Origin of the sequence: Bacillus sp. MUM 13 (assembly GCF_001866725.1) — a bacterium.
Taxonomy (GTDB): Bacteria; Bacillota; Bacilli; order Bacillales; family DSM-1321; genus Peribacillus.
Map to the genome: position 1 here is coordinate 1 of NZ_MLYQ01000043.1, position 23,870 is coordinate 23,870.

21 protein-coding genes are annotated in these 23,870 nt (G+C 42.1%); 17 read left to right on the top strand and 4 right to left on the bottom strand.

Annotated features, from left to right (window positions below):
- Nucleotides 1–424 precede the first annotated feature (424 nt).
- The 9 genes from argC to clpB all read left to right on the top strand — a co-directional run bounded on the left by argC (nucleotide 425) and on the right by clpB (nucleotide 12,909).
- Nucleotides 425–1,456 carry an N-acetyl-gamma-glutamyl-phosphate reductase gene (gene argC / locus BIV59_RS12865; protein ID WP_071351902.1) on the top strand — a complete coding sequence of 344 codons (1,032 nt, stop codon included), beginning with the start codon at nucleotides 425–427 and terminating at the stop codon, nucleotides 1,454–1,456.
- 20 nt (nucleotides 1,457–1,476) lie between these two features.
- Nucleotides 1,477–2,709 (top strand): bifunctional ornithine acetyltransferase/N-acetylglutamate synthase, encoded by a 1,233-nt coding sequence (argJ, locus tag BIV59_RS12870; RefSeq protein WP_071351903.1) that lies wholly within the window; start codon nucleotides 1,477–1,479, stop codon nucleotides 2,707–2,709.
- Between the two features lie 12 nt (nucleotides 2,710–2,721).
- On the top strand, nucleotides 2,722–3,495 hold the full coding sequence (gene argB / locus BIV59_RS12875) for an acetylglutamate kinase (RefSeq protein ID WP_071351904.1): 774 nt from the start codon (nucleotides 2,722–2,724) through the stop codon (nucleotides 3,493–3,495).
- Complete coding sequence (locus BIV59_RS12880; RefSeq protein ID WP_071351905.1) at nucleotides 3,492–4,643, top strand: acetylornithine transaminase; 1,152 nt, start codon at nucleotides 3,492–3,494, stop codon at nucleotides 4,641–4,643. Before argB ends, BIV59_RS12880 begins: the two co-directional genes overlap by 4 nt.
- Before the next feature lie 71 nt (nucleotides 4,644–4,714).
- Nucleotides 4,715–5,794: a carbamoyl phosphate synthase small subunit gene (locus BIV59_RS12885; protein WP_071351906.1), complete on the top strand. Its 1,080-nt coding sequence runs from the start codon at nucleotides 4,715–4,717 to the stop codon at nucleotides 5,792–5,794.
- A complete protein-coding gene (locus BIV59_RS12890; protein ID WP_071351907.1) occupies nucleotides 5,787–8,903 on the top strand; it encodes a carbamoyl phosphate synthase large subunit in 3,117 nt (1,038 codons plus the stop codon). Before BIV59_RS12885 ends, BIV59_RS12890 begins: the two co-directional genes overlap by 8 nt.
- Before the next feature lie 5 nt (nucleotides 8,904–8,908).
- Nucleotides 8,909–9,862 carry an ornithine carbamoyltransferase gene (gene argF / locus BIV59_RS12895; RefSeq protein WP_170846152.1) on the top strand — a complete coding sequence of 318 codons (954 nt, stop codon included), beginning with the start codon at nucleotides 8,909–8,911 and terminating at the stop codon, nucleotides 9,860–9,862.
- A 103-nt stretch (nucleotides 9,863–9,965) separates the two neighbouring features.
- Nucleotides 9,966–10,145 (top strand): YjzC family protein, encoded by a 180-nt coding sequence (locus tag BIV59_RS12900; protein ID WP_071351909.1) that lies wholly within the window; start codon nucleotides 9,966–9,968, stop codon nucleotides 10,143–10,145.
- Between the two features lie 160 nt (nucleotides 10,146–10,305).
- Nucleotides 10,306–12,909, top strand: a complete 2,604-nt coding sequence (clpB, locus tag BIV59_RS12905) for an ATP-dependent chaperone ClpB (protein ID WP_071351910.1) — start codon at nucleotides 10,306–10,308, stop codon at nucleotides 12,907–12,909.
- A gap of 442 nt (nucleotides 12,910–13,351) precedes the next feature.
- On the opposite strand, the gene BIV59_RS12910 is transcribed toward clpB, so the two are convergent.
- A complete protein-coding gene (locus BIV59_RS12910) occupies nucleotides 13,352–13,540 on the bottom strand; it encodes a YjzD family protein (protein ID WP_071351911.1) in 189 nt (62 codons plus the stop codon).
- A 340-nt stretch (nucleotides 13,541–13,880) separates the two neighbouring features.
- Here BIV59_RS12910 and BIV59_RS12915 point away from each other — a divergent pair, with 340 nt between their 5' ends.
- The 4 genes from BIV59_RS12915 (at nucleotide 13,881) to BIV59_RS12930 (ending at nucleotide 16,911) form a co-directional block, all read left to right on the top strand.
- Nucleotides 13,881–14,606 (top strand): hypothetical protein, encoded by a 726-nt coding sequence (locus BIV59_RS12915; RefSeq protein ID WP_071351912.1) that lies wholly within the window; start codon nucleotides 13,881–13,883, stop codon nucleotides 14,604–14,606.
- A gap of 112 nt (nucleotides 14,607–14,718) precedes the next feature.
- Entirely contained in the window at nucleotides 14,719–15,555 is an 837-nt protein-coding gene (locus BIV59_RS12920; protein ID WP_071351913.1) for an NAD(P)-dependent oxidoreductase, read from the top strand.
- Between the two features lie 205 nt (nucleotides 15,556–15,760).
- A complete protein-coding gene (locus BIV59_RS12925) occupies nucleotides 15,761–16,723 on the top strand; it encodes a BMP family ABC transporter substrate-binding protein (RefSeq protein ID WP_071351914.1) in 963 nt (320 codons plus the stop codon).
- A 2-nt stretch (nucleotides 16,724–16,725) separates the two neighbouring features.
- Nucleotides 16,726–16,911 (top strand): ComZ family protein, encoded by a 186-nt coding sequence (locus BIV59_RS12930; RefSeq protein WP_071351915.1) that lies wholly within the window; start codon nucleotides 16,726–16,728, stop codon nucleotides 16,909–16,911.
- Between the two features lie 145 nt (nucleotides 16,912–17,056).
- On the opposite strand, the gene BIV59_RS12935 is transcribed toward BIV59_RS12930, so the two are convergent.
- Complete coding sequence (locus BIV59_RS12935) at nucleotides 17,057–17,299, bottom strand: hypothetical protein (protein WP_071351916.1); 243 nt, start codon at nucleotides 17,297–17,299, stop codon at nucleotides 17,057–17,059.
- Nucleotides 17,300–17,636: 337 nt separating this feature from the next.
- Here BIV59_RS12935 and BIV59_RS12940 point away from each other — a divergent pair, with 337 nt between their 5' ends.
- The 4 genes from BIV59_RS12940 to BIV59_RS12960 all read left to right on the top strand — a co-directional run bounded on the left by BIV59_RS12940 (nucleotide 17,637) and on the right by BIV59_RS12960 (nucleotide 22,104).
- Nucleotides 17,637–18,572: a beta-ketoacyl-ACP synthase III gene (locus BIV59_RS12940; protein WP_071351917.1), complete on the top strand. Its 936-nt coding sequence runs from the start codon at nucleotides 17,637–17,639 to the stop codon at nucleotides 18,570–18,572.
- A gap of 239 nt (nucleotides 18,573–18,811) precedes the next feature.
- Nucleotides 18,812–20,050 carry a beta-ketoacyl-ACP synthase II gene (fabF, locus tag BIV59_RS12945; protein ID WP_071351918.1) on the top strand — a complete coding sequence of 413 codons (1,239 nt, stop codon included), beginning with the start codon at nucleotides 18,812–18,814 and terminating at the stop codon, nucleotides 20,048–20,050.
- A 420-nt stretch (nucleotides 20,051–20,470) separates the two neighbouring features.
- Complete coding sequence (locus tag BIV59_RS12955; protein ID WP_071351920.1) at nucleotides 20,471–21,241, top strand: DUF2268 domain-containing putative Zn-dependent protease; 771 nt, start codon at nucleotides 20,471–20,473, stop codon at nucleotides 21,239–21,241.
- A gap of 107 nt (nucleotides 21,242–21,348) precedes the next feature.
- Complete coding sequence (locus tag BIV59_RS12960; protein ID WP_071351921.1) at nucleotides 21,349–22,104, top strand: YjbA family protein; 756 nt, start codon at nucleotides 21,349–21,351, stop codon at nucleotides 22,102–22,104.
- Nucleotides 22,105–22,183: 79 nt separating this feature from the next.
- Here BIV59_RS12960 and trpS read toward each other — a convergent pair whose 3' ends face one another.
- The gene (trpS, locus tag BIV59_RS12965) at nucleotides 22,184–23,173 is read right to left on the bottom strand and encodes a tryptophan--tRNA ligase (protein WP_071351922.1); all 990 of its coding nucleotides are present in this window, start codon (nucleotides 23,171–23,173) and stop codon (nucleotides 22,184–22,186) included.
- A gap of 139 nt (nucleotides 23,174–23,312) precedes the next feature.
- Nucleotides 23,313–23,660 (bottom strand): DUF3899 domain-containing protein, encoded by a 348-nt coding sequence (locus tag BIV59_RS12970; RefSeq protein WP_071351923.1) that lies wholly within the window; start codon nucleotides 23,658–23,660, stop codon nucleotides 23,313–23,315.
- Nucleotides 23,661–23,870: the final 210 nt, after the last annotated feature.

A 23,870-nucleotide genomic window follows, 5' to 3' on the forward strand; every position in this document is an offset into this window, starting at 1 on the left:
AACGGAAATCAACCCCCTTGGTTCCATAGCAATAAAGTTTACGAAAAAGCCTATTTTAAATTGTTTTTTAATATGTTCTGTGAAGCGACCCACGTTTTTAAACCGGGTTGATTGGAGTGTATGGTCCGTGCATCCTAAAGCGGAAATCAACCGGCCATTTAGCAAAGGCAAACCCAAAAGACCCAAAAGCAGCACTTATTCCAAACTGCAAAATAAGTACGGCATTTTTGCATGTGAGATCACCAGAAGTTCAAGATATCAGCAAAGTTTATTAAACTGTTTTCTTTGTATTCGTTTTGGGAAGGGATGAATGAGTAATTAAAAATATCTAAAAATTTATAAAAATACAATTGATTTAATTTTTATTCAGTCATATAATAATAGAAATAAAGAGCCGGCGCGCTCAGGGAGTGGAGATGATATCTTGAAGGCATCCATTGTTGGAGCTTCAGGCTACAGCGGTTTAGAATTGATCCGTATTCTGGATAATCATCCGGGAATAGAGGTGGTTTCCGTGCATGGATCTTCTTCTGGAATCAGGGCTATGACAGATGAATATGCACACTTAATGCATAAAAATATGAATATTCTAGAGTTTGATCCTGGCGGAATAGCATCTGCATCAGAGCTGGTTTTTGTTGCTGCTCCTTCAGGGGTTTCAGCAGAGCTTGTGTCTGCATTACATAACTATGATGTGAAGATTATTGATTTATCAGGTGATTTAAGGCTCAAAACGCCTGGAGAATATGAAAGATGGTATAAACATAAATCCGCACCTCAGGAACTTGTTAATGCAGCGGTGTATGGCCTTTCAGAGTGGAATGCAGCATCTATAGAAAATGCGAGAATCATAGCAAACCCAGGGTGTTATGCTACTGCCGCACTGTTGGGCCTTGCCCCGCTAATTACTGAAAATTTAGCAGCGGGTGACATAGTGATTGATGCAAAATCCGGGGTATCGGGCGCAGGAAAAGCACACACTGCGATGAGCCATTTCAGCGAGATGAACGAAAACTTAAAAATTTATAAAGTGAATCAGCATCAGCATATTCCTGAAATCGAGCAGCAGCTTTCATCCTGGTCATACGGAAATAAACCAATCACCTTCAATACTCATCTTATTCCGATGACAAGAGGCATAATGGCAACCATGCATATTGCATTAAAACAAGAAGTTTCGGCATCTCAATTAGCTGAATTATATAAAAGCACCTATGAAAAAAATCCATTTGTCCGAATACAGAACCATGGAACATTTCCATGCACAAAGCAGGTGTATGGCAGCAACTTCTGCGATATAGGTGTTTCATATGATAAAAGGACAAATAAAGCAACCATAGTTTCTGTAATAGATAATCTTGTGAAAGGAGCGGCAGGCCAAGCAATCCAAAATGCAAATATTATGATGGGCCTAAAAGAAGAGACAGGATTGCTGAATATTCCAGTATATCCATAAAACAAAACCGGAGGGCTAAAATGAAAATCTTGCAGCAGGCTGGAAACATAGAACAAATGACAAATGGAAGTATAGTATCGCCGATAGGATTTGAAGCAGGAGGCGTGCATGCCGGTCTGCGGTATTCAAAAAAAGACATCGGCATGATTTTTACAAAACTGCCTGCAAGCTGTGCAGCGGTTTACACACAAAGCGAAGTGAGAGCAGCACCGCTTGAAGTTACACAGAACAGTATTAATGCAGAAGGGAAGCTTCATGGAATCATTGTCAACAGCGCCTGTGCAAATGCATGTACCGGAAAACAGGGACTATTGGATGCATATGAAACAAGAGAAGTGATGGCGGGTAAATTCAATCTTCCTTCCCGCTATTTTGCAGTCGCCTCCACAGGTGTAATTGGCGAATACCTGGAAATGGATAAAATTAAAAAAGGAATCAGCATGATAGAGACCACTTCCAATGCCGGGGCGGCCAAGGATTTTGAAGAAGCCATATTAACAACAGACACAGTGACAAAAAGCTGCAGCTACCGCGCTGTCATTGATGGAAAAACAATTACAATGGGCGGCGCCGCAAAAGGATCAGGCATGATACATCCAAATATGGCAACAATGCTTGGCTTCATTACTACCGATGCAAACGTGGAATCTGCAGAACTAAAAGCAGCGCTTTGCCAAGCTGCAGATGCTTCCTTTAACCAAATCACCGTAGACGGAGATACATCGACCAATGATATGGTGCTGATATTGGCAAATGGTGCTGCCGGGAACAGGCCGCTTACTTCCTTACACCCAGAATGGGATGTATTTCTCGGACTGCTGAAGGCTGTTGCAGAGAATCTTGCAAAGCAGATTGCCCGGGACGGAGAAGGAGCTACAAAGCTTATCGAAGTAAACGTCTCAGGAATGAAAACGAAACAGGCCGCACAGCAGATGGCAAAGGTTATTGTGGGTTCAAGTCTTGTAAAAACGGCAGCTTATGGAGCAGACGCCAATTGGGGGAGGATTATAGCGGCAATGGGCAGAAGCGGGCTGAAGTTCAATCCTGAGACAGCAGATATTTTATTTGGTGATATTCTGGTCTTCAAGGAAGGAGAGCCTTATCCATTTTCGGAGGATGCCGCAAAAAAGTACCTGGAAGAAGATTCTATCACCATTACCGTCCATTTAAAGGAAGGCAATGAAGCGGGAACGGCATGGGGCTGTGACCTTACCTATGATTATGTAAAAATCAATGCCAGCTACCGGACCTAAAGGAGAATGTATATGGCTATATTAGTGATAAAGTGCGGAGGCAGCATTATTGAAAATCTTTCTGGCGCTTTTTTTGAAAGTATAAAAGAACTGCAAAAAGAAGGATATCATATCATCTTTGTTCACGGCGGCGGTCCTGATATTAATTTGATGCTTGAAAAAAGCGGCATTGTTCCAGCCTTCAAAAATGGCTTAAGAGTTACTTCGGAGGAGGTTTTTAATATTGCGGAATTAATGCTCTCAGGCAAATCAAATCGCTGTTTGGTGCATAAACTTGAAAGCTGCGGAATACAGACAGTCGGTATAAATGGTTCTGATGCAGGCATTCTGACGGGAAGCCCTATTGACGAGAGCAGCCTGGGAGCTGTCGGCAATGTTGAAAAGGTCAATACCGAACTTCTTCAGTTATTGTTTGAGAGAGGATATTGTCCTGTACTGACTCCGATTTCCTCTGACGGAAGCGGGGGTAAATTGAATGTAAATGCAGACCTTGCTGCGGGTGCAGTAGCGAAAGAGCTCAGGGCGGAAACTTGCATTTTTGTAAGTGATGTACCTGGAGTCATGAAGAATGGCCAAATTATTGAGGAGCTTAACCGTGATGAAGCTCATGCTTTAATTCAGTCTGGAGAAGTAACTGGAGGAATGATTCCAAAGGTGAACACGGCACTGGCGGTTTTGGATAATGGAATTGAAAATGTAATGATTGCCAGCGGGCAAACCGCTTTTTACAGAAATGGAGCCTTTACCGGCACCAAATTTATTAACGAAAAGAGGGTACTGCATTGAATTCATTATTTCCTACTTATCAGCACTGGGACATAGAGCCCATAACGGCTAAGGGTTCCTGGCTGACTGCAGCAGACGGCAAAAAATATCTGGACTTTACTTCCGGTATTGGTGTAACCGGATTGGGACACTGCAGCGACTATGTTATGGATGCTGTTAAGGAACAGCTCAATCATTTTTGGCACACCTCTAATATGTTCCGCCATTCAAAGCAAGAATCAGCAGCCGCACTCTTGGCGGAAGCGTCTGGTTTAGATCGCGTCTTTTTTGCAAATAGCGGAGCAGAGGCCAATGAAGCTGCAATAAAATTGGCACGCAAAGCGACTGGTAAAAGTAAAATCATCACATGCCATGGATCCTTTCACGGCCGGACGTTTGCCGGAATGGCTGCAACAGGGCAGGAAAAGGTGCGGACAGGATACGGTCCAATGTTAAAGGAATTTCAATATATATCTTTTAATAATAGTGAAGAAGTAAAAAAAATGGTGGATAAAAATACGGCTGCTGTGATGCTCGAGATTGTTCAAGGAGAAGGAGGAGTCCATCCTGCCTGCCAGGAATTCCTGACTGCCATTACAGAGGCATGCAGGGAATCCGGAGCCCTGATTATTATTGATGAAATACAAACAGGCATCGGCAGAACAGGCAAGCCCTTCGCATTCCAGCACTTTGATATTTCCCCGGATATCATTACTTCTGCTAAAGGGCTTGGCAACGGTCTTCCCATAGGTGCAATGATAGGGAAAGAAAATCTTGCAGATTACTTTGGACCAGGCAGCCATGGATCGACGTTCGGGGGGAATCCTGTCAGCATTTCAGCAGCAGAGGCCGTACTGAAAAAAATCATGGATCCGGATTTTCAAGCGGAAATAGAAAAAAAAGCCGGACTCTTTTTAAAACAGCTTCAGCACACATTAAGTGATGCAAAAGGGGTGTCAGAGATCCGCGGGCTGGGGCTGATGATTGGCATTGAACTAAAAGAAGGCAGCGAAAACATTTTGCTGCAGCTTCAAAAAGAAGGGCTGCTTGTCTTAACTGCAGGCTCTAACGTTTTGAGATTGCTTCCGCCATTAACAGCACAGCAAGAGGAATTTGATTATGCTGTAAAAGTGATTGGAGAGGCACTGAGAATCAAGCAGAATACCTGAATTCTTATACCTAAAAATGAATAAATATACTTTTGTTTTAATAAAAATAAACTTCAACAGAGGTGAGCGCTTTGAAAAGTTATCTGCATTTATCCAATGGAGCATCATATGAAGGAACATTGCTGACAGATCCCCATGTTAAGGAGGCCGCTGGAGAAATTGTCTTTTTTACGGGCATGACCGGGTATCAGGAAGTTCTGACAGATCCATCCTATAGTAATCAAATTGTTGTTTTCACATATCCCCTGATTGGAAATTACGGAATCAACCGTCATGATTTTGAAAGCAAAAAACCCCATTTAGCCGGGGTGGCTGTTTATGAAGGAAACATGGACCATTCACACTACCAGTCTGAATACTCGCTGGCTGAATACCTGAACAAGTGGAATATCCCTTTAATAAGCCGGATAGACACAAGGGCTGTCGTTAAGCAAATCCGCCGCAGCGGCTCCATGGACGCTGCCATTTCGGAGCATGAAGCGAAAAACTTTAAGGTGGTTGACTCAACTTTATCTCCTGTGGCAGATGTATCTGTTAAAACTCCGGAATGCTATGGAAATGGGAAAAAACATATTGTGCTATTGGATTTTGGATATAAAAAATCAATTCTGCAGACTCTCCTCAATAATGGCTGCAGGGTCACTGTTGTTCCATATAATGCGGACGCAGGGACCATTCATCAGCTAAAGCCGGACGGAATTCTATTATCCAATGGACCTGGTGATCCAAAACAGCTGAAATATTTGCTTGGAAATATAAAAAATATTGCCTCAAGCTATCCTACTATGGGCATTTGCCTTGGCCACCAGCTGGCAGCTCTTGCTTTTGGAGGCAATACAAAGAAAATGCTCTTCGGTCACAGAGGGGCAAATCAGCCGGTTATGGACTTGATAACGAAGAAAGTATATATGAGTTCTCAGAACCACAGTTACATGGTTGATGAATCCAGTCTTGATCAAACACCACTCAGGGTGCGTTACCGGAATGTTAATGATGGGACAGTAGAAGGGCTCATGCACAAAACACTGCCGATAATAACCACTCAATATCATCCGGAAGCACATCCGGGACCTGCAGAGAATATCCAGCTTTTTCATGATTTTTTGGCCTTGATAGACAAATGCGGCGGGAGAGAAAAAGTATATGCCTAAAGATAAGAATATCCATACAATACTAGTTATCGGCTCAGGGCCGATTATCATCGGCCAGGCGGCTGAATTTGATTATGCAGGGACACAGGGGTGCCTGGCGCTGAAGGAAGAAGGCTATAAAGTAATTCTTATCAATAATAACCCTGCCACGATTATGACGGATGAGCTCCATGCAGATGCTGTATACTTTGAGCCGATGACCTGTGAAAACGTCGAAAAAATAATTGTGAAGGAAAAACCTGATGGACTTCTTGCGACGCTCGGCGGACAAACAGGATTGAATCTTGCTTTTCAGCTTCATGAACAGGGGATCTTGGATAAATACGGAGTTAAACTGCTTGGAACTCCTATTGAATCAATAAAAAAAGGGGAAGACAGGGAGTTATTCAGGAGCCTTATGCTGGAAATTGATGAGCCGGTACCACAAAGCACGATTGTCACAACCATGGAAGAAGCACATGCATTTGCAGAAAGCACAGGTTTTCCTATCATCATTCGTCCTGCTTATACACTTGGGGGAACGGGGGGCGGAATTGCAGATGATTTCGGGGACTTAACATCCATCGTTCGAAGCGGATTGCAGGAAAGCCCAATCACCCAATGCCTGATTGAGAAAAGCATAGCTGGATTTAAAGAAATCGAATATGAAGTAATGCGGGACAGCAATGGAACCTGCATTACAATCTGCAACATGGAAAATATCGATCCGGTAGGGATCCATACAGGCGATTCAGTTGTTGTTGCGCCCTCGCAGACTTTGACAGACGAAGAATTTCATATGCTCCGCTCTGCGTCCATCAAAATCATATCCGCGCTGGGAATAGTAGGGGGATGCAATATTCAATTTGCTTTGGACCCTTTTAGCAAAAAGTATTATTTAATTGAAGTGAATCCTAGGGTCAGCCGTTCTTCTGCGCTTGCATCCAAGGCCACCGGTTACCCTATTGCCAGAATTGCCGCCAAATTGGCTGTTGGCTTTCAGTTGTCTGAACTGGCAAATCCGGTAACACAGAGCACCTATTCAAGCTTTGAGCCTGCCCTGGATTATGTAGCCGTAAAGTTTCCGCGCTGGCCATTTGATAAATTCAGTACAGCTTACAGAAAGCTTGGGACCCAAATGAAAGCGACCGGAGAAGTAATGGCGCTGCACAGAAGCTTTGAAGGAGCCATCCAAAAAGCCATAGATTCCTTAGAACTGAAAACAATAGGGCTGAAGCTCCTGGGACTTGAAGACAAAGGTATGGCTGAATTAAAAAGCATGCTTAAAGAATCGACAGACGAAAGAATCTTTATTATTTTTGAACTTTTAAGAAGAGGGCTTCCCTCTGAAGACATTTGTAAGGCAACAGCAATCGACCCATTCTTTTTAAAGTCATTTGCTTCTTTGATTGAAGATGAGAAGAAAATTAGTTCCCTCACTCTTCATTCAATAAAAAAAGAGGAGATGATGATGTATAAAGAAAAAGGGTTTTCAGACCGATACCTTGCCGCCGCCTGGGAAGAGAAAGAATCTGATGTGAGAGAGTGGCGTAAAAGACAGGGCATTACGGCCGTTTACAAAACGGTTGATACCTGTGCAGCGGAATTCGAATCTCCCTCCAATTACTACTATTCAGCCTATTTTGGCGAAAATGAACAGATGATCACTGACAAAAAGAAAGTGCTTATTATCGGCAGCGGCCCAATACGCATAGGCCAGGGGATTGAGTTTGATTATTGTTCAGTACATGGCGTGCTTGCGCTCCAGAAAGAAAATGCCGAAGCGATCATGATCAATAATAATCCAGAAACAGTCAGTACGGACTTTGCCATAGCAGATCGGTTATATTTTGAACCTCTTACGCTCGAATATGTATTGAATGTGATCGAGGCTGAAAATATTACAGACGTAATCGTTCAATTCGGAGGGCAAACTGCCATTAATCTTGCGCAGGATCTGGAGAAGCATCATGTGAATCTCCTGGGCACCTCATATGACATTGTGGATCAGCTGGAAGACAGGAAGAGATTTTATCAGCTTCTTAAGAAACTGGAAATTCCGCATGTGCCTGGTCAAGAGGCCGCAAACAAAGACGAAATAGCAGCCTGTATTGAGCAAATTGGCTATCCCGTTCTTTTAAGGCCATCATATGTAATCGGAGGCCAGGGAATGGAAATCATTCATGATGAAAAGGATTGGAAGAAAGTCATGGAGCAGAAGGAAGAACTGATGTATCCAATTTTGGTTGATTCGTACATACCCGGCAAGGAAGCGGAAATTGACCTCCTTGCAGACGGTAGGGATATCTTCATTCCCCTCATTGCTGAGCATATTGAAAAAGCAGGTGTCCATTCAGGTGACAGCATGGTCCTTCTTCCGGAAGAATCACTTTCAGATTCTGTAAAAGAAAAAATGGTGCTTTACTCAAAAAGGATTGTTTCAGAGCTAAAATATACAGGATTAATGAACATACAATTTGTGATAAAAGGAAATGACGTTTATGTTCTGGAAGTAAACCCCAGAGCCAGCAGAACCGTGCCTATTATCAGTAAAATATCCGGCATCCCAATGGTCGAGGCTGCTGCAAAGATTATTTACCGCAGGCAATCATTAAATGAAGCTGCAGGGTCAGCTGGACTGCAGGAAAAACTGCCTTATACAGCAATAAAGTATCCTGTGTTTTCTTCCTTTGCACTATCAGGGCTTGATACTAAAATAGGTCCTGTTATGAAATCCACCGGTGAAGGCATCACAATTGGGCGAACAAAAAGTGAAGCCCTGAATAAGGTGTATCCGCACCCTAAACCTGGCAGTAAAGGCATTTTTAAAACACAGTCCGTCAATTTGCCGGCAGATCTTCAGGATGCCGCAGCAGATTTTGGGTTTGAGTTTTCAAGCGGTGATTTCAGGAGCTGGGCAGAACGAGAAACAGGTGCTGCTGTCCTTTCATATGGAAGCAGTGCAGATGAAAAGGAAATCAGGTTATGGGCTATTAAGCATCGCCTTCTTGTTTTTACGGAAGAAGAAACCTTCGCAGCGTATGTACAGTCGTTCGCTTCGAATGAGACAGAAATTGCTTCGCTCCAGGAATGGAAGGAAAGATACAAAAAGGACGTGATTTCCATATGACAGCAATGGCCAGGTTGAATGAAAAAAACATTATTAAAACAAAGGATTTTCTTTCGCTTGCTGATATGACAGGCAGCGATATCCTGAAACTGCTGGAGCTGGCAGAAGAAATTAAACGAAAACAGTCAAGCGGTGAAGAATTTCATCCTTTAAAAGGAAAAATATTGGGCATGATTTTTGAGAAATCTTCAACAAGAACAAGAGTATCATTTGAAGCAGGGATGCTTCAGCTTGGGGGGCATGCTCTATTTTTGAGCAGCAGCGACATTCAGCTGGGCAGAGGCGAGACCATTGAAGATACAGGAAAGGTTTTGTCTCAATTTGTGGATGCCATAATGCTTAGGACACATGAACATTCAAAGGCTGAAGCTCTTGCAAATGCTGCGCATGTGCCGGTTATAAACGGGCTGACCGACATGTACCACCCTTGCCAGGCATTGGCTGACCTTTTGACGATCCAGGAAATTAAAGGGAGTTTCAAGGGGCTTAAAATAGCTTATATTGGAGACGGAAACAATGTCGCGCATTCTTTAATGCTGGCCAGCGCCAAAACGGGCATGGATTTTTCAATAGCATGTCCCGCGGGATATGAGCCGGATCCGGAAGTTATAAAGCATGCGAAAAATGAAGCGCTTCATAATGGGGGCACAATAACAATTACCCATTCACCAGAAGAAGCCATCATAGAAGCGGATGCAGTGTATGCTGATGTTTGGACATCAATGGGCCAGGAGCAAGAAAACAGCATCCGTCTCAAGGCATTTAAGGATTTTAAAATTGATCAAAACTTAGTGAAACTTGCAAAGCCTGATTATATATTTATGCATTGCCTGCCTGCCCATAGGGAAGAAGAAGTGGCTGCGGAGGTGATTGACGGCCCGAATTCGGTGGTTTTCATTCAGGCGGGGAACAGGCTTCATGCCCAAAAAGCATTACTTGTTGATTTACTGCTGCAGTAACACTCTTATCTTTTTAGCGGTTATTATTACTAAAAAATGGCGAGTGATGAAACTCCTTTTTCGGTAAGAATAGTAATACAGCCATTGAAAAGGAGAGATGGAAATGGGACAAAGTCATCAATTTACGCCAGGTCAAAAGGCCCCGAACAATGGGATGTATGTAGAAATAGGAGAAACAGGAAGCACGGTGAACAACCCTAAAAAGGTAAGGCTGAATGCTGGTGACCGTTTTCCGGAAACAACAAATGGAAACAGGCATTGGACATATAAAAGAAAACCATAATAAAAAAGCAAATTCTTTTTCTTCATGAAGGAAAAGGATTTGCTTTTTTTCTCTGAAAGAAGATGACGAATCTTTACTTTATAAGAAATTTTCGTATAATAAAACCAAAGGTCAAAAAAGGTCAAAACACGTCTTCTGAATGTTTGTGAGGAGGATTCTTATGGATATAAACAGTTTGACTGAGAAAATGCAGCAGGCTTTATTGATTGCGCAGGAAATTTCGGCCAGGCATAAGCACCCGGAAATAGGCGAGCTACATATGCTGGCAGCTTTGACTAAGATAGAAGATCATTTGCTTCATTCACTGATGGCAGAAATTCATGAAGGAGATAAGAAACTCCAGGATGAGTTAGAAAAAAGATTAGCCAGACTGCCTTCTGTTGAACTGGCGGACAGCAAAGAAGCCAGGAACTATATGTCATCAGCACTGCAAAATACCTTTAGGGCAGCAGGTGAAATGATGATGCAAATGCATGACGACTACCTTTCGGTGGAGCATTTTCTTCTTTCATCATTCAAAGTGGAGAAATCAGAAATTAAGGACATACTTTTTAGTCTTGGCGCTGATTATCAAATGACAGAAAATATAATGAAAAAAATCAGGGGGAATCAAAACGTGACCAGCCAGAATCCGGAAGGTACATATGAAGTGCTGAAAAAATACGGCCGTGACCTGGTAGCTGAAGCTAAAACAGGCAAAACCGATCCTGTAATCGGCAGGGATGCAGAAATTCGCAGCGTGATCAGGATCCTTTCCAGAAAAACAAAAAATAATCCAGTCTTGATCGGAGAACCAGGTGTCGGAAAAACGGCGATAGCAGAAGGGCTTGCCCAGCGGATCGTACGAAAAGATGTACCTGACGGACTGAAGGATAAAACGATCTTTTCCCTGGATATGAGTGCATTGATAGCTGGTGCAAAATTCCGGGGAGAATTTGAAGAGCGCTTAAAAGCTGTCCTGCAGGAAATTAAAAAAAGCGATGGCAGAATCCTGTTATTCATTGATGAGCTGCACACAATCGTGGGTGCTGGACGGACAGAGGGCTCTCTTGATGCAGGCAATATGCTTAAGCCTATGCTTGCAAGAGGAGAGCTGCATTGTATTGGTGCTACGACTCTCGATGAATACCGCAAATATATTGAAAAAGACCCTGCGTTGGAAAGAAGATTTCAGCAGGTGCTGGTAAATGAGCCTGGTGTGGAAGATACCATAACAATGCTTCGGGGATTAAAAGAGCGTTTTGAAATTCATCATGGAGTAAAAATTGGGGACAGGGCCATTGTGGCAGCTGCTGTTTTATCCAATCGGTATATAACAGAAAGGTTTTTACCTGACAAGGCTATAGATTTGATTGATGAGGCATGTGCATTAATCCGGACTGAAATCGATTCGATGCCCTTAGAACTGGATGAGATAACAAGGAAAGTTATGCAGCTCGAGATAGAGGAAGCCGCACTGAAAAATGAGAAAGACCCCCGCAGCAAAGAAAGGCTGGACGAGCTGAGAAAAGAGCTTACAGAACAGCGCAAACATGCAGAATCCTTAAGGTCAGATTGGATGAGTGAGAAAACATCGCTTCAGCAGGTTCAGGAACAAAGGGGGAAACTTGAAAAACTTCGGCGCGATCTTGAAATAGCGGAAAGTGAATATGACTTAAACAGGGCTGCAGAACTGCGGCACGGGCAAATACCAGAGATGGAAAAGGAACTGCAAAGCATGGAGGAAGAGCTTGAAAGAGGGAAGCAGGAATCACGTTTGCTTCGGCAGGAGGTAACAGAAGAAGAAATCGCTTCTATTGTGGCAAACTGGACAGGAATCCCTGTCGACAGGCTAGTGGAAAGTGAAAGGGAAAAGCTTCTCAAACTGCCGGGCATTCTTCAAAAAAGAGTGGTTGGCCAGGATGAAGCGATCGAAGCTGTAGCGGATGCGGTTTTAAGGGCGAGAGCGGGGATAAAAGATCCTAATCGTCCGATAGGATCTTTTATCTTTCTCGGGCCGACTGGAGTTGGTAAAACAGAGCTGGTCAAGGCTCTTGCCGGAACACTGTTTGACTCGGAAGAGCATATGATCAGGATTGATATGTCTGAGTATATGGAGAAACACTCTGTTTCCCGGCTGATTGGAGCCCCCCCAGGGTATGTTGGATACGAGGAGGGCGGGCAGCTGACCGAGGCAATCAGAAGAAATCCTTATTCAGTTGTTTTGCTGGATGAAATTGAAAAAGCACATGGAGAAGTATTCAACTTATTGCTGCAAATGCTTGATGACGGCAGGATAACTGACTCGCAGGGGAGAATAGTAAATTGCAGGAATACAGTAATCATCATGACCTCTAATATTGGCTCCCATTATATGCTCCAGACAGCAGCAGAAAATGAAAAGATAGATGACAGAACAAGAGAGCGTGTTTTTTCAGATTTAAGGAAACATTTCCGCCCTGAATTTTTGAACCGTATTGATGATATTGTCCTATTTAAGCCTCTTTCAAAAAAGGAAATCATTAAAATTGTTGAAAATATGGCCGTGCAGCTGCAGAAGCGTCTCGAGGAACAAAATATATCGTTAATTCTTACCTCAAAGGCCAAGGAGTTTATTGCTGAACAGGGATTTGACCCGGTTTATGGGGCCAGGCCGCTTAGAAGATTTATTCAAAAGCATGTGGAAACCATGGCCGCCCGGGAAATCATAGGCGGAAATATAAAACCGAATTCCTGCTTAACGGTGGATTTTAATGAAGATAAAGGGTTATTTATTGTTGGCTAATACTGTTCCTTAACCTTTATTTATGTAACTGGCAGATTTATTAATGGAACCGGCTCATAGAACACATCAAAGAAGCGATTTTTAAGAAAGGCTCTTTTCTTAAAGATAGTTGTTTTTAATGAGTTCTGAGAGGTGATTTCATTATTAAATGAGGTTGATTGGAGTGCAAGGTGCGAGACTCCTGCTTAGATTAGCGGGAAGGTGAGACCCCGCAGGCGAAGCCGAGGAGGCTCACCGATTGCGTGAAAAGCGAGCATCCTGGAGCGGAAATCAACCCCTTGTTCCATAGCTAAAAAGTTTACGAAAACAGCCTTAAGAAAAGAGCCATATTAAACACTGGCTTGGTATGTAAAGGAAAATCGAGGAAATCTGCAGGAAAAATGAATATAGATAAAAGAAAGAAGGACATCCGGAATGGATGTCCTTTAGCTTACATAACGGATTAATGATGAGTTTTTTCAACCGGATCATTAGGTATAATAGCAGGAACAATCAAAACAAGTACGGTTACCACTACTCCTAAAATCATAGCTGTTGAAAAATCATATGAAGACCCAATCATTGAAGAAACAACATATGTAAGCATATGCATTAATAACATCGTCCAGAAAAGCGTAGCAATGTATCGCATCGAAATTCACCTCATTCCACTGCAGTCATTTTTATCTTATCATAATTAATATCACTATAAAACTGCTTTTTCATTATAATTATGAACAAATTGAGTCATTGAAACAGCGGCAAATCATTACCTGCCGCACATTCAGCCATCCTGAAATAAAACCGGGGACATCGACAAAGTTCCACTTCCTATTTATAAAGGAAGAAAGTCCTTGCCTTTTTTGTGTGATATATTAAAAATAGCTTAATTGATCGTAAAATTCAGATAAGCACTTAGGCGCTTCTCCCTTTCGAATCTAAGCGGCAGACATATATTAATAGTAGTGACTTAAAGATAAGGAGTAAAGCTGATGGAACAGCGAACATTTCTTTTGGATGGACAATGGAACATTGTTTATTATCCCCATAAACCAAGCGGATTTTCAGTCCTTATATTTGGCGACAGCGGACACTTCGTTCAAGAACGTACAAGCTATTGGAGAGAACATCCAGGAAGGCTTCAAATACTCGAGTCCCTAAAGGAGCACGGCTATACACTTTTTTCTTCCAACTTTCACGGAATGAAATGGGAAAGCCAAAGGTCATTTGAACTGGCCGTGAAATTATATTTTCTGATTATGAAGAGTGAAATCCTGAATAATAAAATCCATATTTTAGCAGAAGGGACAGGCGCGCTCCCTGCCATGAAATTTATGGAAAGCATGCCGGAATTAATCCGTTCAGCCGTGTTCATCAATCCATGCTTATCTGTTAAAAACAGACTGATAAAAGAAAAAGAAAGTAAGTTTTTTTACAAAAAGTGGCTAAAAGAAGCCTCTGCTGCCAATAAGATGGATTCCGTGGAATTCGAAGATTTCGTGCTGGATTCTGACAAGCTTTCATTCCAGACAAAAGTTCCCTTGAAAATAATAACAGTCTTAGACAATGCCAATGGTGAACAAAATCCGCTTTATCAGGAGCTGAAACAGCAAAACGACCAAGAATTGCTGGAATTTATTTATTTGTTTCCTGAAAAGAGATATAAGATCCCGATCCAGATACGGCAATTTTTTCAAAAACATGAAAAACTGCTATAAAAATAGCTATATTGAGACTGCCCGCTGCATACCATACAGAATCCAGCGAGATTAGATAATCATTCGCATCAATTTCGGGTATAATCTGGCATGAATAAGGGGGGGCTGCAGGATGTGTTCATCAATTGTTATTGGCGCTTTACAGTTCACTGGGTTCCATTTAACGGAACACTTGCTTGACAGAGGTGAAAAGGTTCTTGGGATTGACCATGTCCAGGGGGATGAAGATGCCTATATTCATGAATATAAACAGGATGCCTTTGGCAGGAACGCCAATTTTATTAGCAGTGCTTTTCATGAGGAACTGCCTTCATCATTTCCTGGTGCATCCGCGATCTATGTATGCTTATATGATTTCTGGAAAATGCCTGAAAGAGACACAAAAAAAATTGCAGATGCCATCACAAAAATCCTTATAAATCTTAAAAGCGTCCAACCTCTTCCTGCACTCACCATTTTAATCCCGCTAGGCCATAAAGAGCAAAGTTTTGCAGAACATACAGAATTATGGTCCATCCTCAAATTCTTCGAGCATGCCCAGTTTGTTTATCTGCCAACCATTTATGGCCCCTGGCAGCCTGCAACATTTGCCTTTGAAACTGGAATCCAAAAAAAAAGCAAGGAAGAAGCAATTGATGCCATTTCTTCAGAATATCGAAATGACGCAATATATATTTCAGACTTCATCGATGCCTTAGAAAAGCTTAAAGAACATGGTGGCGGAAATATCGTCCTCGAAAGTGAAGAGAAGCTACAGTGGTCAGCCTGTGCAAATCTTATTTTTGATGCTGAAATCCTGGATAGGTTTCCTTCAGAGGACGAATGTCTCCAGACAGCTAATGTTTTGAAAGTGAAAAATAATGTGAGCCCTGACGAGGGGATCAGCATGCAAAAAGAACATTGGAGGAAAATGCTATTGCTTAAACAGCATCAAGGGAGGAATGGCTAAAATCCTTTTCATTCTTTATTGAAGAAGGTAAAATGGAACTTAAGTAAAAGGTGCTAATTTTTTCCTGAAAATATTTTTGGCCGATTGCTGATTGGAACGGATGAGCAGGGTTCCTGGGCGGGCTGAGGGAGACCCCGCAGGGCGAAATGCTGTTCTGAAGCGCCCGCGGGTGAAAGTACCTGCAGCGTTGAAGGAGTTGCGGTGGATGTTAAAGAAAATAGGCATCTGTATGTTATTTGCATTGCTGCTTAGCGGCTGCGATAAAACAGAAAGCTCCGGTCATTTAAAGAAAGCTGCCCTGCTTGTGCCTAATACGATAAATGATCAGGTATGGGGGACAAAAGGCTATAAAGGATTGCTGGAAATCCAATCCCTTTTCGGGGCGGATGTATTTTATAAAGAAAAAATGAACAGTAAATTCATTGTTGAGCAGGCAGTAAAAGACCTCCAGGATAAAGGGGTTAATCTTATTATCGGCCATGGCAGCGAATATGCTGAATACTTTAATGAAATATCGGACAAATATCCGGACATACGATTCGTCAGTTTTAATGGAGATGCAACAAAGCCCAATACAACAAGCCTTAATTTTAAAGCTAAAGCAATGGGTTTTTTTGGCGGAATGGTTGCTGCTGAAATGTCACAGACCAAACATATAGGCGTGCTTGCCGCATATGAATGGCAGCCTGAAGTGAAAGGATTCGTTGAGGGAGCAGGTTTTCAAGATCAGCAGGTAAAAGTGGATGTTGAATATGTAAATGGATGGGACGATGAAGAAAAAGCTCTGCAGCTTCTAAACAGGATGATTTCTAATCGGGATGATATTTTCTATCCTGCAGGCGACGGATTTAATGTGCCTGTTATTGAGAGGCTAAAAGAAAAGCAGCTTTACGCAATTGGTTATGTGTCGGATCAGTCAAATCTGGGAAGCACCACTATACTCACAAGCACCATACAGAATGTGGATGCCCTATATGTGCGGGCAGCGGAGAAGTTTGATAAAAATGAATTGAAGTCAGGAAACTTGTTTTTTGACATCCAAGATGGTGTAATTACTATGGGAGAATACAGTCCTCTTGTGAAGAAAAGCTTTCAGGCTGAAATGAAGAAATACTTTCAATTATACAAAGAAACTGGCAAACTGCCGGATAAACTTAAGGAGGGATAATCATGAATCAAGACAAGACTATGGAATTCATGGGTATAGCAATGAAATACTTTCCGGAAGCGAAAGCGAAGTTAGAGGAAGCAGGCGTTCCGTTTTCAATGGAGCTTGCCCAGCCGTTTATGGATTTATTTACAAAGGTTATGTATGAAGCCTATGAACTTGGTTTAAAGGACGCTGAAACTAAATAAGCTAAAAAACTCTCGATTCAACCGGGGTTTTACCGGCAGTTTACCCTTGTGCACCTCTTGCTGCTGAGGGCAGGGCCGCTGGCAGTTAAGCGGATAAAAGGCTGATTATTGTTCCCTGATAATCAGCCTTTTTGGCCGCTTTCTGTCAGGCCTTCTTTTCGAATTTTTTTAGCGCCTGTAAAATGAGGGGGTTCAGCTTGCTGAGGGCAGGTTTAAATTCTCCATAAATCGTCATAAGTGTATCTACACTTTCCATCAGCTGCATGTAATCAATGCTTCCAGGAGCAGCGGATTCTTCTTCTTTTACTTGTTTTTCTTTTTTAGGGAACATTATAGATGAAAACCGGTCGTTTTGATTTGATTTTTTGTTTCCATTAAATAAATCCATTTACAGGTTCCTCCTTTTTTAAAAATTGGATGAAAGGCAATACTCCCCTTCTTAAGCACCGCAGCCATCGGTTAAGCAACGGCTGCCAAAGAATGCGCAAAAGAAGCATTTGTTGAACAAGGGCCATGCATCGTTCATATTTAAAGTATGCTGCCAGCCGCTTTAATGAGCAGGCTCTTGTCCCGCAAAAGGCCCGAATTTACTGGGATATATCCAGGCCAGCGCCTTTTTTAAGCGATATCTGTTGCAAGCGGGGGAAGTTTTTTATAAGATTAGTACCAGGTAATAATATTTGATAATAAAAGATTAAATAATAATAGATAAGGGGTTGTCAATAATGAATGCAGGAATCTTAGGGATGGGCCGCAGCTTGCCGGAGAAAGTTTTAACGAACTTTGACCTTGAGAAAATGGTGGATACAAGCGATGAATGGATCCGCACCAGAACTGGCATTGAAGAAAGAAGAATTGCAGCAGATGACGTCGATACTTCTGATATGGCTTATGAAGCAGCTCTCAATGCCATTAAGAATGCAGGAATTTCTGCTGAAGAACTGGATTTAATTCTTGTAGGGACCGTAACACCTGACCAGCCATTTCCATCAGTTGCTTGTATGATCCAAGATAAACTTGGCGCAAAAAAGGCAGCTGCAATGGATATCAGCGCCGCCTGTTCAGGGTTTATGTATGGTATGATTACAGCTGAACAGTTTATTAAAAACGGCACTTATAAATATGTATTGATTGTTGGAGTTGAAAAACTCTCAAAAATAACCGATTGGAATGACCGCAATACTGCTGTGCTTTTCGGCGATGGAGCAGGAGCTGCAGTAATGGGCCCAGTTTCTGAAGGCAGGGGAATTCTGTCGTTTGAGCTTGGCTCTGACGGATCTGGCGGAAAGCATTTGTATCAAAATGGTCCGCATCTGTTCATGAACGGCCGTGAAGTATTCAAATTCGCTGTTCGCCAAATGGGCGAATCTTGTATAAATGTTATTGAAAAAGCAGGATTAACGAAAGAAGATGTGAGCTTTTTAGTTCCCCATCAGGCAAATATCCGTATCATGGAAGCTTCCAGGGAACGCCTTGGGCTGCCGGCTGAAAAGATGTCAAAAACGGTTGCTAAATATGGAAACAGTTCTGCCTCTTCAATTCCGATTGCAATGGTAGAGGAATTGGAAGCAGGCAAGATAAAAGATGATGATGTTGTTGTTCTGGTAGGATTTGGCGGCGGACTTACATGGGGTGCTATCGCACTTCGCTGGGGCCGATAAAAGTAGGGCAAAACTTCTATCAGCAGGTATGACCAAACCCCCTATGAGGGCTGGATGGGCGCTATGCTGAATTTCCCCTGAAGGGATCTTACTGTAAGTAATGTAAAGAAACATTTGAGATTCTAATTTTTATGCGGCAAACCGGATAAAGGGATTCATGAAAGCTTGGTGCAGCAGCTATATTCGACAGGCTTACATTATCCGAGGCTGGCGCTTTATTATGAAAGGAGCAAGTATTTATGAATAATCGTCGAGTGGTTGTCACGGGAATAGGTGCAGTAACACCTTTAGGAAATGATGCAGAAACTACATGGGCTAATATTGTGGATGGCAAAACGGGCATCGGCCCCCTGACACGATTAAATGCAGATGAATATCCTTCAAAAGTTGCAGCTGAAGTGAAGGACTTTGATATCGAGCAATATGTAGATAGAAAAGAAGCAAGAAAAATGGACCGCTTCACACACTATGCCATTGCGGCTTCCGTGATGGCTGTAAAGGATGCCAGTCTGGAAATCACTGAACAAAATGCCCCTCGTGTGGGTGTATGGATCGGTTCCGGAATCGGCGGTATGGAAACCTTTGAAAATCAGTTTGAAAATTTTCAAAAAAGAGGCTATAAACGTGTCAGCCCCTTCTTTGTTCCAATGATTATTCCTGATATGGCTGCTGGCCAGGTTTCTATTTTGCTTGGCGCAAAAGGAATGAACTCCTGTACTGTAACGGCTTGTGCAACAGGAACAAACTCCATTGGCGACGCATTTAAGGTCATTCAGCGCGGAGATGCCGATGTCATGATCAGCGGAGGTGCAGAAGCACCTATAACAAAAATGTCTGTAGCAGGCTTCTGCTCAAATACTGCTCTTTCAACAAATCCGGATCCTCAAACAGCAAGCCGTCCATTCGACTTAAACAGAGATGGATTTGTTATCGGTGAAGGAGCAGGCATAGTTGTACTGGAAGAATTGGAACACGCCTTGAGCCGCGGAGCCAAAATTTATGGCGAAGTGGTTGGCTACGGATCCACTGGAGATGCTTATCATATTACAGCACCTGCTCCAGGCGGGGAAGGCGGCGCCCGTGCGATGAAAATGGCACTAAATGACGCTGGCATGAACCCTTCCGACATTGATTATATCAATGCCCACGGTACAAGTACTGCATATAACGACAAATATGAAACTATGGCGGTTAAAGAAGTATTCGGAAGCCATGCATATGACCTTGCTATAAGCTCCACCAAATCCATGACAGGCCACCTGCTTGGCGCTGCCGGAGGAGTAGAAGCCATTTTCTCTCTTCAAGCAATCAGAGACAGCATTCTTCCTCCGACAATCAATTTGGAGACAGCAGATCCAGAATGTGATCTGGATTATGTAGCAAATTCCGCTAGAAAAGCAGAGATTAAAGCAGTGATGAGCAACTCATTAGGATTTGGAGGCCATAATGCAACACTGGTCTTCAAAAAGTACGAATAAACATAGCGCATGCCCCTAAAGGGAAAGATAGAAAAATGATTCTATCTTTCCAAAGCTTTTTTGAACTTCTTGTCTTCTGCTTAAATACAGGACATGAAAAAAGGACCGAACTATAAAATGCAGTGTAATAATGCCTGAGACCTGTTTTTTTAAGACAGGGCTTCAGGCATTTTTTTCTTTCTGTGAGGCAATTCCATTGTTAAGTAAAGCTGATTGGAGTGTAAGTATCCAGACTCAGCAGGCGCAGCTGATGGAGGCTCAACCCGCCCGCCCCGCGGAAAACGGGCATCCTGGAGCGGAAATCAGCCCCTTGTTCAATAGCAACAAAGTTTTCGTGGTTTTTTTATAATTATTTAGTGATCCTTGCTCATTTTTTTATGAAGTTCATACGATACTGTATATGAAAATGAGGTGAGTTGTATGGGAATTGAAAACACAAACGAATGGCTGAGGGACGATTTTTTTAACCCGTCAGCAATTTGCGATCATTTCAAAGACCTCTTTATGGAGCAAGACTCTAAAAAACTCTATCAATATCTTAAAAGCTATGGAATGTATTCACCTGGGCAAAAGTCCAGAAGAGATGCGGAATCTCTGATGGATCATGATATCTGGGGAAAAGGAAAAAAAATCTTCAACAAATACAAAAAAAAATGGAACGGGCCTGATGTCCCTATTTTTATTTTCCCCTTAAAACAGCCGGGATTTTTAGAAAGATCGATTGAAAATAAATCCGGTCTGGCATTTCCTGATAAAATGCTGTTATTTATCCATGCAGGAATAAAGGATAAAGAGCTAGAAGCGTTATTTATACACGAATATCATCATGTTTGCCGCCTTAACAAAATGGCCGGCGGTGAAGAAGAGCCAAACCTGCTTGATTCCATGATTATGGAAGGTCTTGCTGAGAATGCAGTGGCACACTATTTAGGAAAAGAATATCTGGCGGGCTGGACATCGGTTCACAGTGAAGAAAAGCTGGAAGAATACTGGATCAGATATGTTGAAAAACATATTCACGTAAAAAGACATGAAAAACTCCATGATTCCATTTTGCTAGGCCAAGGGAGATACCCTTCAATGCTTGGGTACTGCATGGGATACCATTTAGTGAAAAAGCAAAGCAAAATACCTTTTATGCAATCTTTCAGTATTTCTGCGGAAAAATTTCTGGATAATAATGAGCCGTAAGCTTATACTCCTTCTATTAATAATTTGGGAAGATCAAATGGAATAATTTCTCTTTAGAATGCCTATACTGATGGACAAACAGATTATTGTAAGCGAGGGATGAATTCATGCTATATCTTCATGATGTTTGGGTAAATTGGTTTGAAGGAGAAGAAAATGGCTATAACATCTGCCATTTTCATGAATGGAGAAAAGATGATGGAATCGAGTTGCTTGATCAGGTTCCATTATTAAAAATTTCGGCAGCCTTGTTTAATTACATAGAAAATGATTTGTCGGAATTGCCGAAAACACTGCTTAACGATGTTTTCCAAAAAGCCTTCACTAGAAAAAACCATGAAAGAATCCAGATGGATTACTGTTTTGTCATTACAGATGGAACAGGCATACTTGCAGTGGATACAATTGGCTATCATATACCAATCAGGAAAAGCAGATTGATTCCGCGCCAGGAGCAAATTGTTTATGACATGATAGAAAACCATAGCGAATTAGATTACACATTCGGCGATTCACAAACATCAGCCAAGGAATATCATATATTATCTCCATCGCCTCAGTTCATGAATGGGCTTACGAGGAAGGAAAGGCAGCTGAAACAGCTGCTGTTTATGGCATTGGACCAGCTTTTGACGGCAAAAAACACGGCTGAAATCCGTTATTGGTATACAGAGTGGGCACCAGAGAAATATGCCTTTATACAAGAAATGAACTTTGATCATGCCTGGCTGGGACTTTATGAAGAAATGAAGGATGGCTGGACGGATAAGCATTTAAATATATGCGAAAATCTTGTGAAGGGGCAGCCCTTTTTCGAGAAGCTATGGGAAATGGAAGTAGGAGACAGTCCGTCGATGCTGTAAATACATGAAAAAAGGGAGCGGCCTTATGAGAGGCCGTTCCCTTCCTTTTTATCTGAGGTTCAGACAGGTGACATACATTTTACCTTCTTTTTCTGCCCAGTCCCATTCCATTGAGCATCTTTTTCATCATTCGGTTTGCCTCGATATTTGCTTTTTCAGCACCCCTGTCAAGGATATCATCGAGCTCGGATGACTCAAGAAGCTCATAAAATCTTTCCTGGATAGGCTTTATTTCATTTAAAACGACCTCGGCAAGTCCGCTTTTGAAATCGCCATATCCTTTCCCTTCATACATGCTCTCAATTTCCCCGATTGTTTTATGGCTGAAAATAGAGTAGATGGATAATAGGTTGGAAACACCCGGTTTGTTTTCTTTATCATATTTAACAATGCCTTCAGAATCAGTGACCGCGCTCTTAATTTTCTTTTCAATCTGCTTTGGATCATCAAGCAGTGCGATGGTAGCTTTTTTATTAGGATCGGATTTGCTCATTTTCTTAAGCGGTTCCTGCAGGGACATAATCCGCGCCCCCACTTTTGGCAGGCTGATTTCCGGGACCTTAAGAATATCGCTGTATTTCTTATTGAACCGTTCTGCCAGATCTCTTGTCAGCTCGATATGCTGCTTTTGATCATCGCCAACAGGAACAAGATCTGTATTATATAAAAGAATATCTGCGGCCATCAGAGGCGGATAAGTAAGCAGGCCGGAAGATACGCCTTCCTTGCCATGTGATTTATCCTTAAACTGTGTCATCCGCTCAAGCTCTCCTATATAAGAGATGCATTGCAGGAGCCATCCTGCCTGAGTATGCGCGGGCACTTCGGATTGGATAAAGATTGTGTTCTTTTCGGGATCAAGGCCAATTGCCAGATATAAGGCTGCAAGCTTCCTGGTGTTCTCCCTTAATTCAAGGCGGTCCTGAGGGACGGTGATGGCATGTTCGTCAACAATGCAAAAGTAGCAATCATATTCATTCTGTAATTCCACAAATTGCTTCATGGCTCCTATGTAATTGCCAAGCGTTACGGAACCTGTAGGCTGTATGCCTGAAAATATTCTCTTCAACTGCTAGTCACTCCTCTAAGAAACATAGATGATTCTAATCAATCATCGGGTTTATCTTTCATTTTAGTTGTATTTAGCTGTATTATCCACTGTTTTCACAGAAATCCTATTATATCAGGATAGACAAAAAAATGCAGAATCATAAGTAGTATATATAAAGTGAGACCATCATGATTGCGAGCAGCAGGAATCCTGAGAAAAGTGCAGGCCGCAGATCCATCGACACGATGCCTGATAGGCGCGGAATATCCTCCAATTCATCACCGCTTTCATACTTTGCCCTGAAGATCCTGCGAAAGCTATATGAAATGCCGTCAAAAAAGCCTTTCTGTGTGACAAAGCCCAATATACCCATGAATAAAACAGCCCCGCCAACATAAAAAGACATATTAATAAAGTGAAGCAATGATAACTCGTGATCTACCGCAAAAATGAGCAGCAATGTTAAAAGTAGCAAAATAAAAAAGTATGTCGCTGTTTTTTTCAAAATGGCTGACCCTCGCTCCAGTATTTTTTTCCTATTATTATATCAGAGATCAAAGAAGGATAAAAAGAATAAAAATTATTCAAAAATAGAAATATACGTGTACAAACTAGTTGAATTATCCTTCTGGAGCACAAAATAATAAACATTAAGGCCTATTTCACTTTAGCGCTCTTACTCATTAAAGGGCGAAAACATAAGAAAATATAGAAG

What these genes read in the sequence shown, in the direction of transcription:
- BIV59_RS12955 (WP_071351920.1), top strand. Translation starts at nt 20,471, where the DNA reads ATGGGAATTGAAAACACAAACGAATGGCTGAGGGACGATTTTTTTAAC.
- fabF (WP_071351918.1), top strand. Translation starts at nt 18,812, where the DNA reads ATGAATAATCGTCGAGTGGTTGTCACGGGAATAGGTGCAGTAACACCT.
- BIV59_RS12915 (WP_071351912.1), top strand. Translation starts at nt 13,881, where the DNA reads ATGGAACAGCGAACATTTCTTTTGGATGGACAATGGAACATTGTTTAT.
- BIV59_RS12940 (WP_071351917.1), top strand. Translation starts at nt 17,637, where the DNA reads ATGAATGCAGGAATCTTAGGGATGGGCCGCAGCTTGCCGGAGAAAGTT.
- argF (WP_170846152.1), top strand. Translation starts at nt 8,909, where the DNA reads ATGGCCAGGTTGAATGAAAAAAACATTATTAAAACAAAGGATTTTCTT.
- argJ (WP_071351903.1), top strand. Translation starts at nt 1,477, where the DNA reads ATGAAAATCTTGCAGCAGGCTGGAAACATAGAACAAATGACAAATGGA.
- BIV59_RS12910 (WP_071351911.1), bottom strand. Translation starts at nt 13,540, where the DNA reads ATGCGATACATTGCTACGCTTTTCTGGACGATGTTATTAATGCATATG.
- BIV59_RS12925 (WP_071351914.1), top strand. Translation starts at nt 15,761, where the DNA reads ATGTTAAAGAAAATAGGCATCTGTATGTTATTTGCATTGCTGCTTAGC.
- BIV59_RS12960 (WP_071351921.1), top strand. Translation starts at nt 21,349, where the DNA reads ATGCTATATCTTCATGATGTTTGGGTAAATTGGTTTGAAGGAGAAGAA.
- BIV59_RS12930 (WP_071351915.1), top strand. Translation starts at nt 16,726, where the DNA reads ATGAATCAAGACAAGACTATGGAATTCATGGGTATAGCAATGAAATAC.
- BIV59_RS12900 (WP_071351909.1), top strand. Translation starts at nt 9,966, where the DNA reads ATGGGACAAAGTCATCAATTTACGCCAGGTCAAAAGGCCCCGAACAAT.
- clpB (WP_071351910.1), top strand. Translation starts at nt 10,306, where the DNA reads ATGGATATAAACAGTTTGACTGAGAAAATGCAGCAGGCTTTATTGATT.
- BIV59_RS12890 (WP_071351907.1), top strand. Translation starts at nt 5,787, where the DNA reads ATGCCTAAAGATAAGAATATCCATACAATACTAGTTATCGGCTCAGGG.
- BIV59_RS12935 (WP_071351916.1), bottom strand. Translation starts at nt 17,299, where the DNA reads ATGGATTTATTTAATGGAAACAAAAAATCAAATCAAAACGACCGGTTT.
- BIV59_RS12920 (WP_071351913.1), top strand. Translation starts at nt 14,719, where the DNA reads ATGTGTTCATCAATTGTTATTGGCGCTTTACAGTTCACTGGGTTCCAT.
- argB (WP_071351904.1), top strand. Translation starts at nt 2,722, where the DNA reads ATGGCTATATTAGTGATAAAGTGCGGAGGCAGCATTATTGAAAATCTT.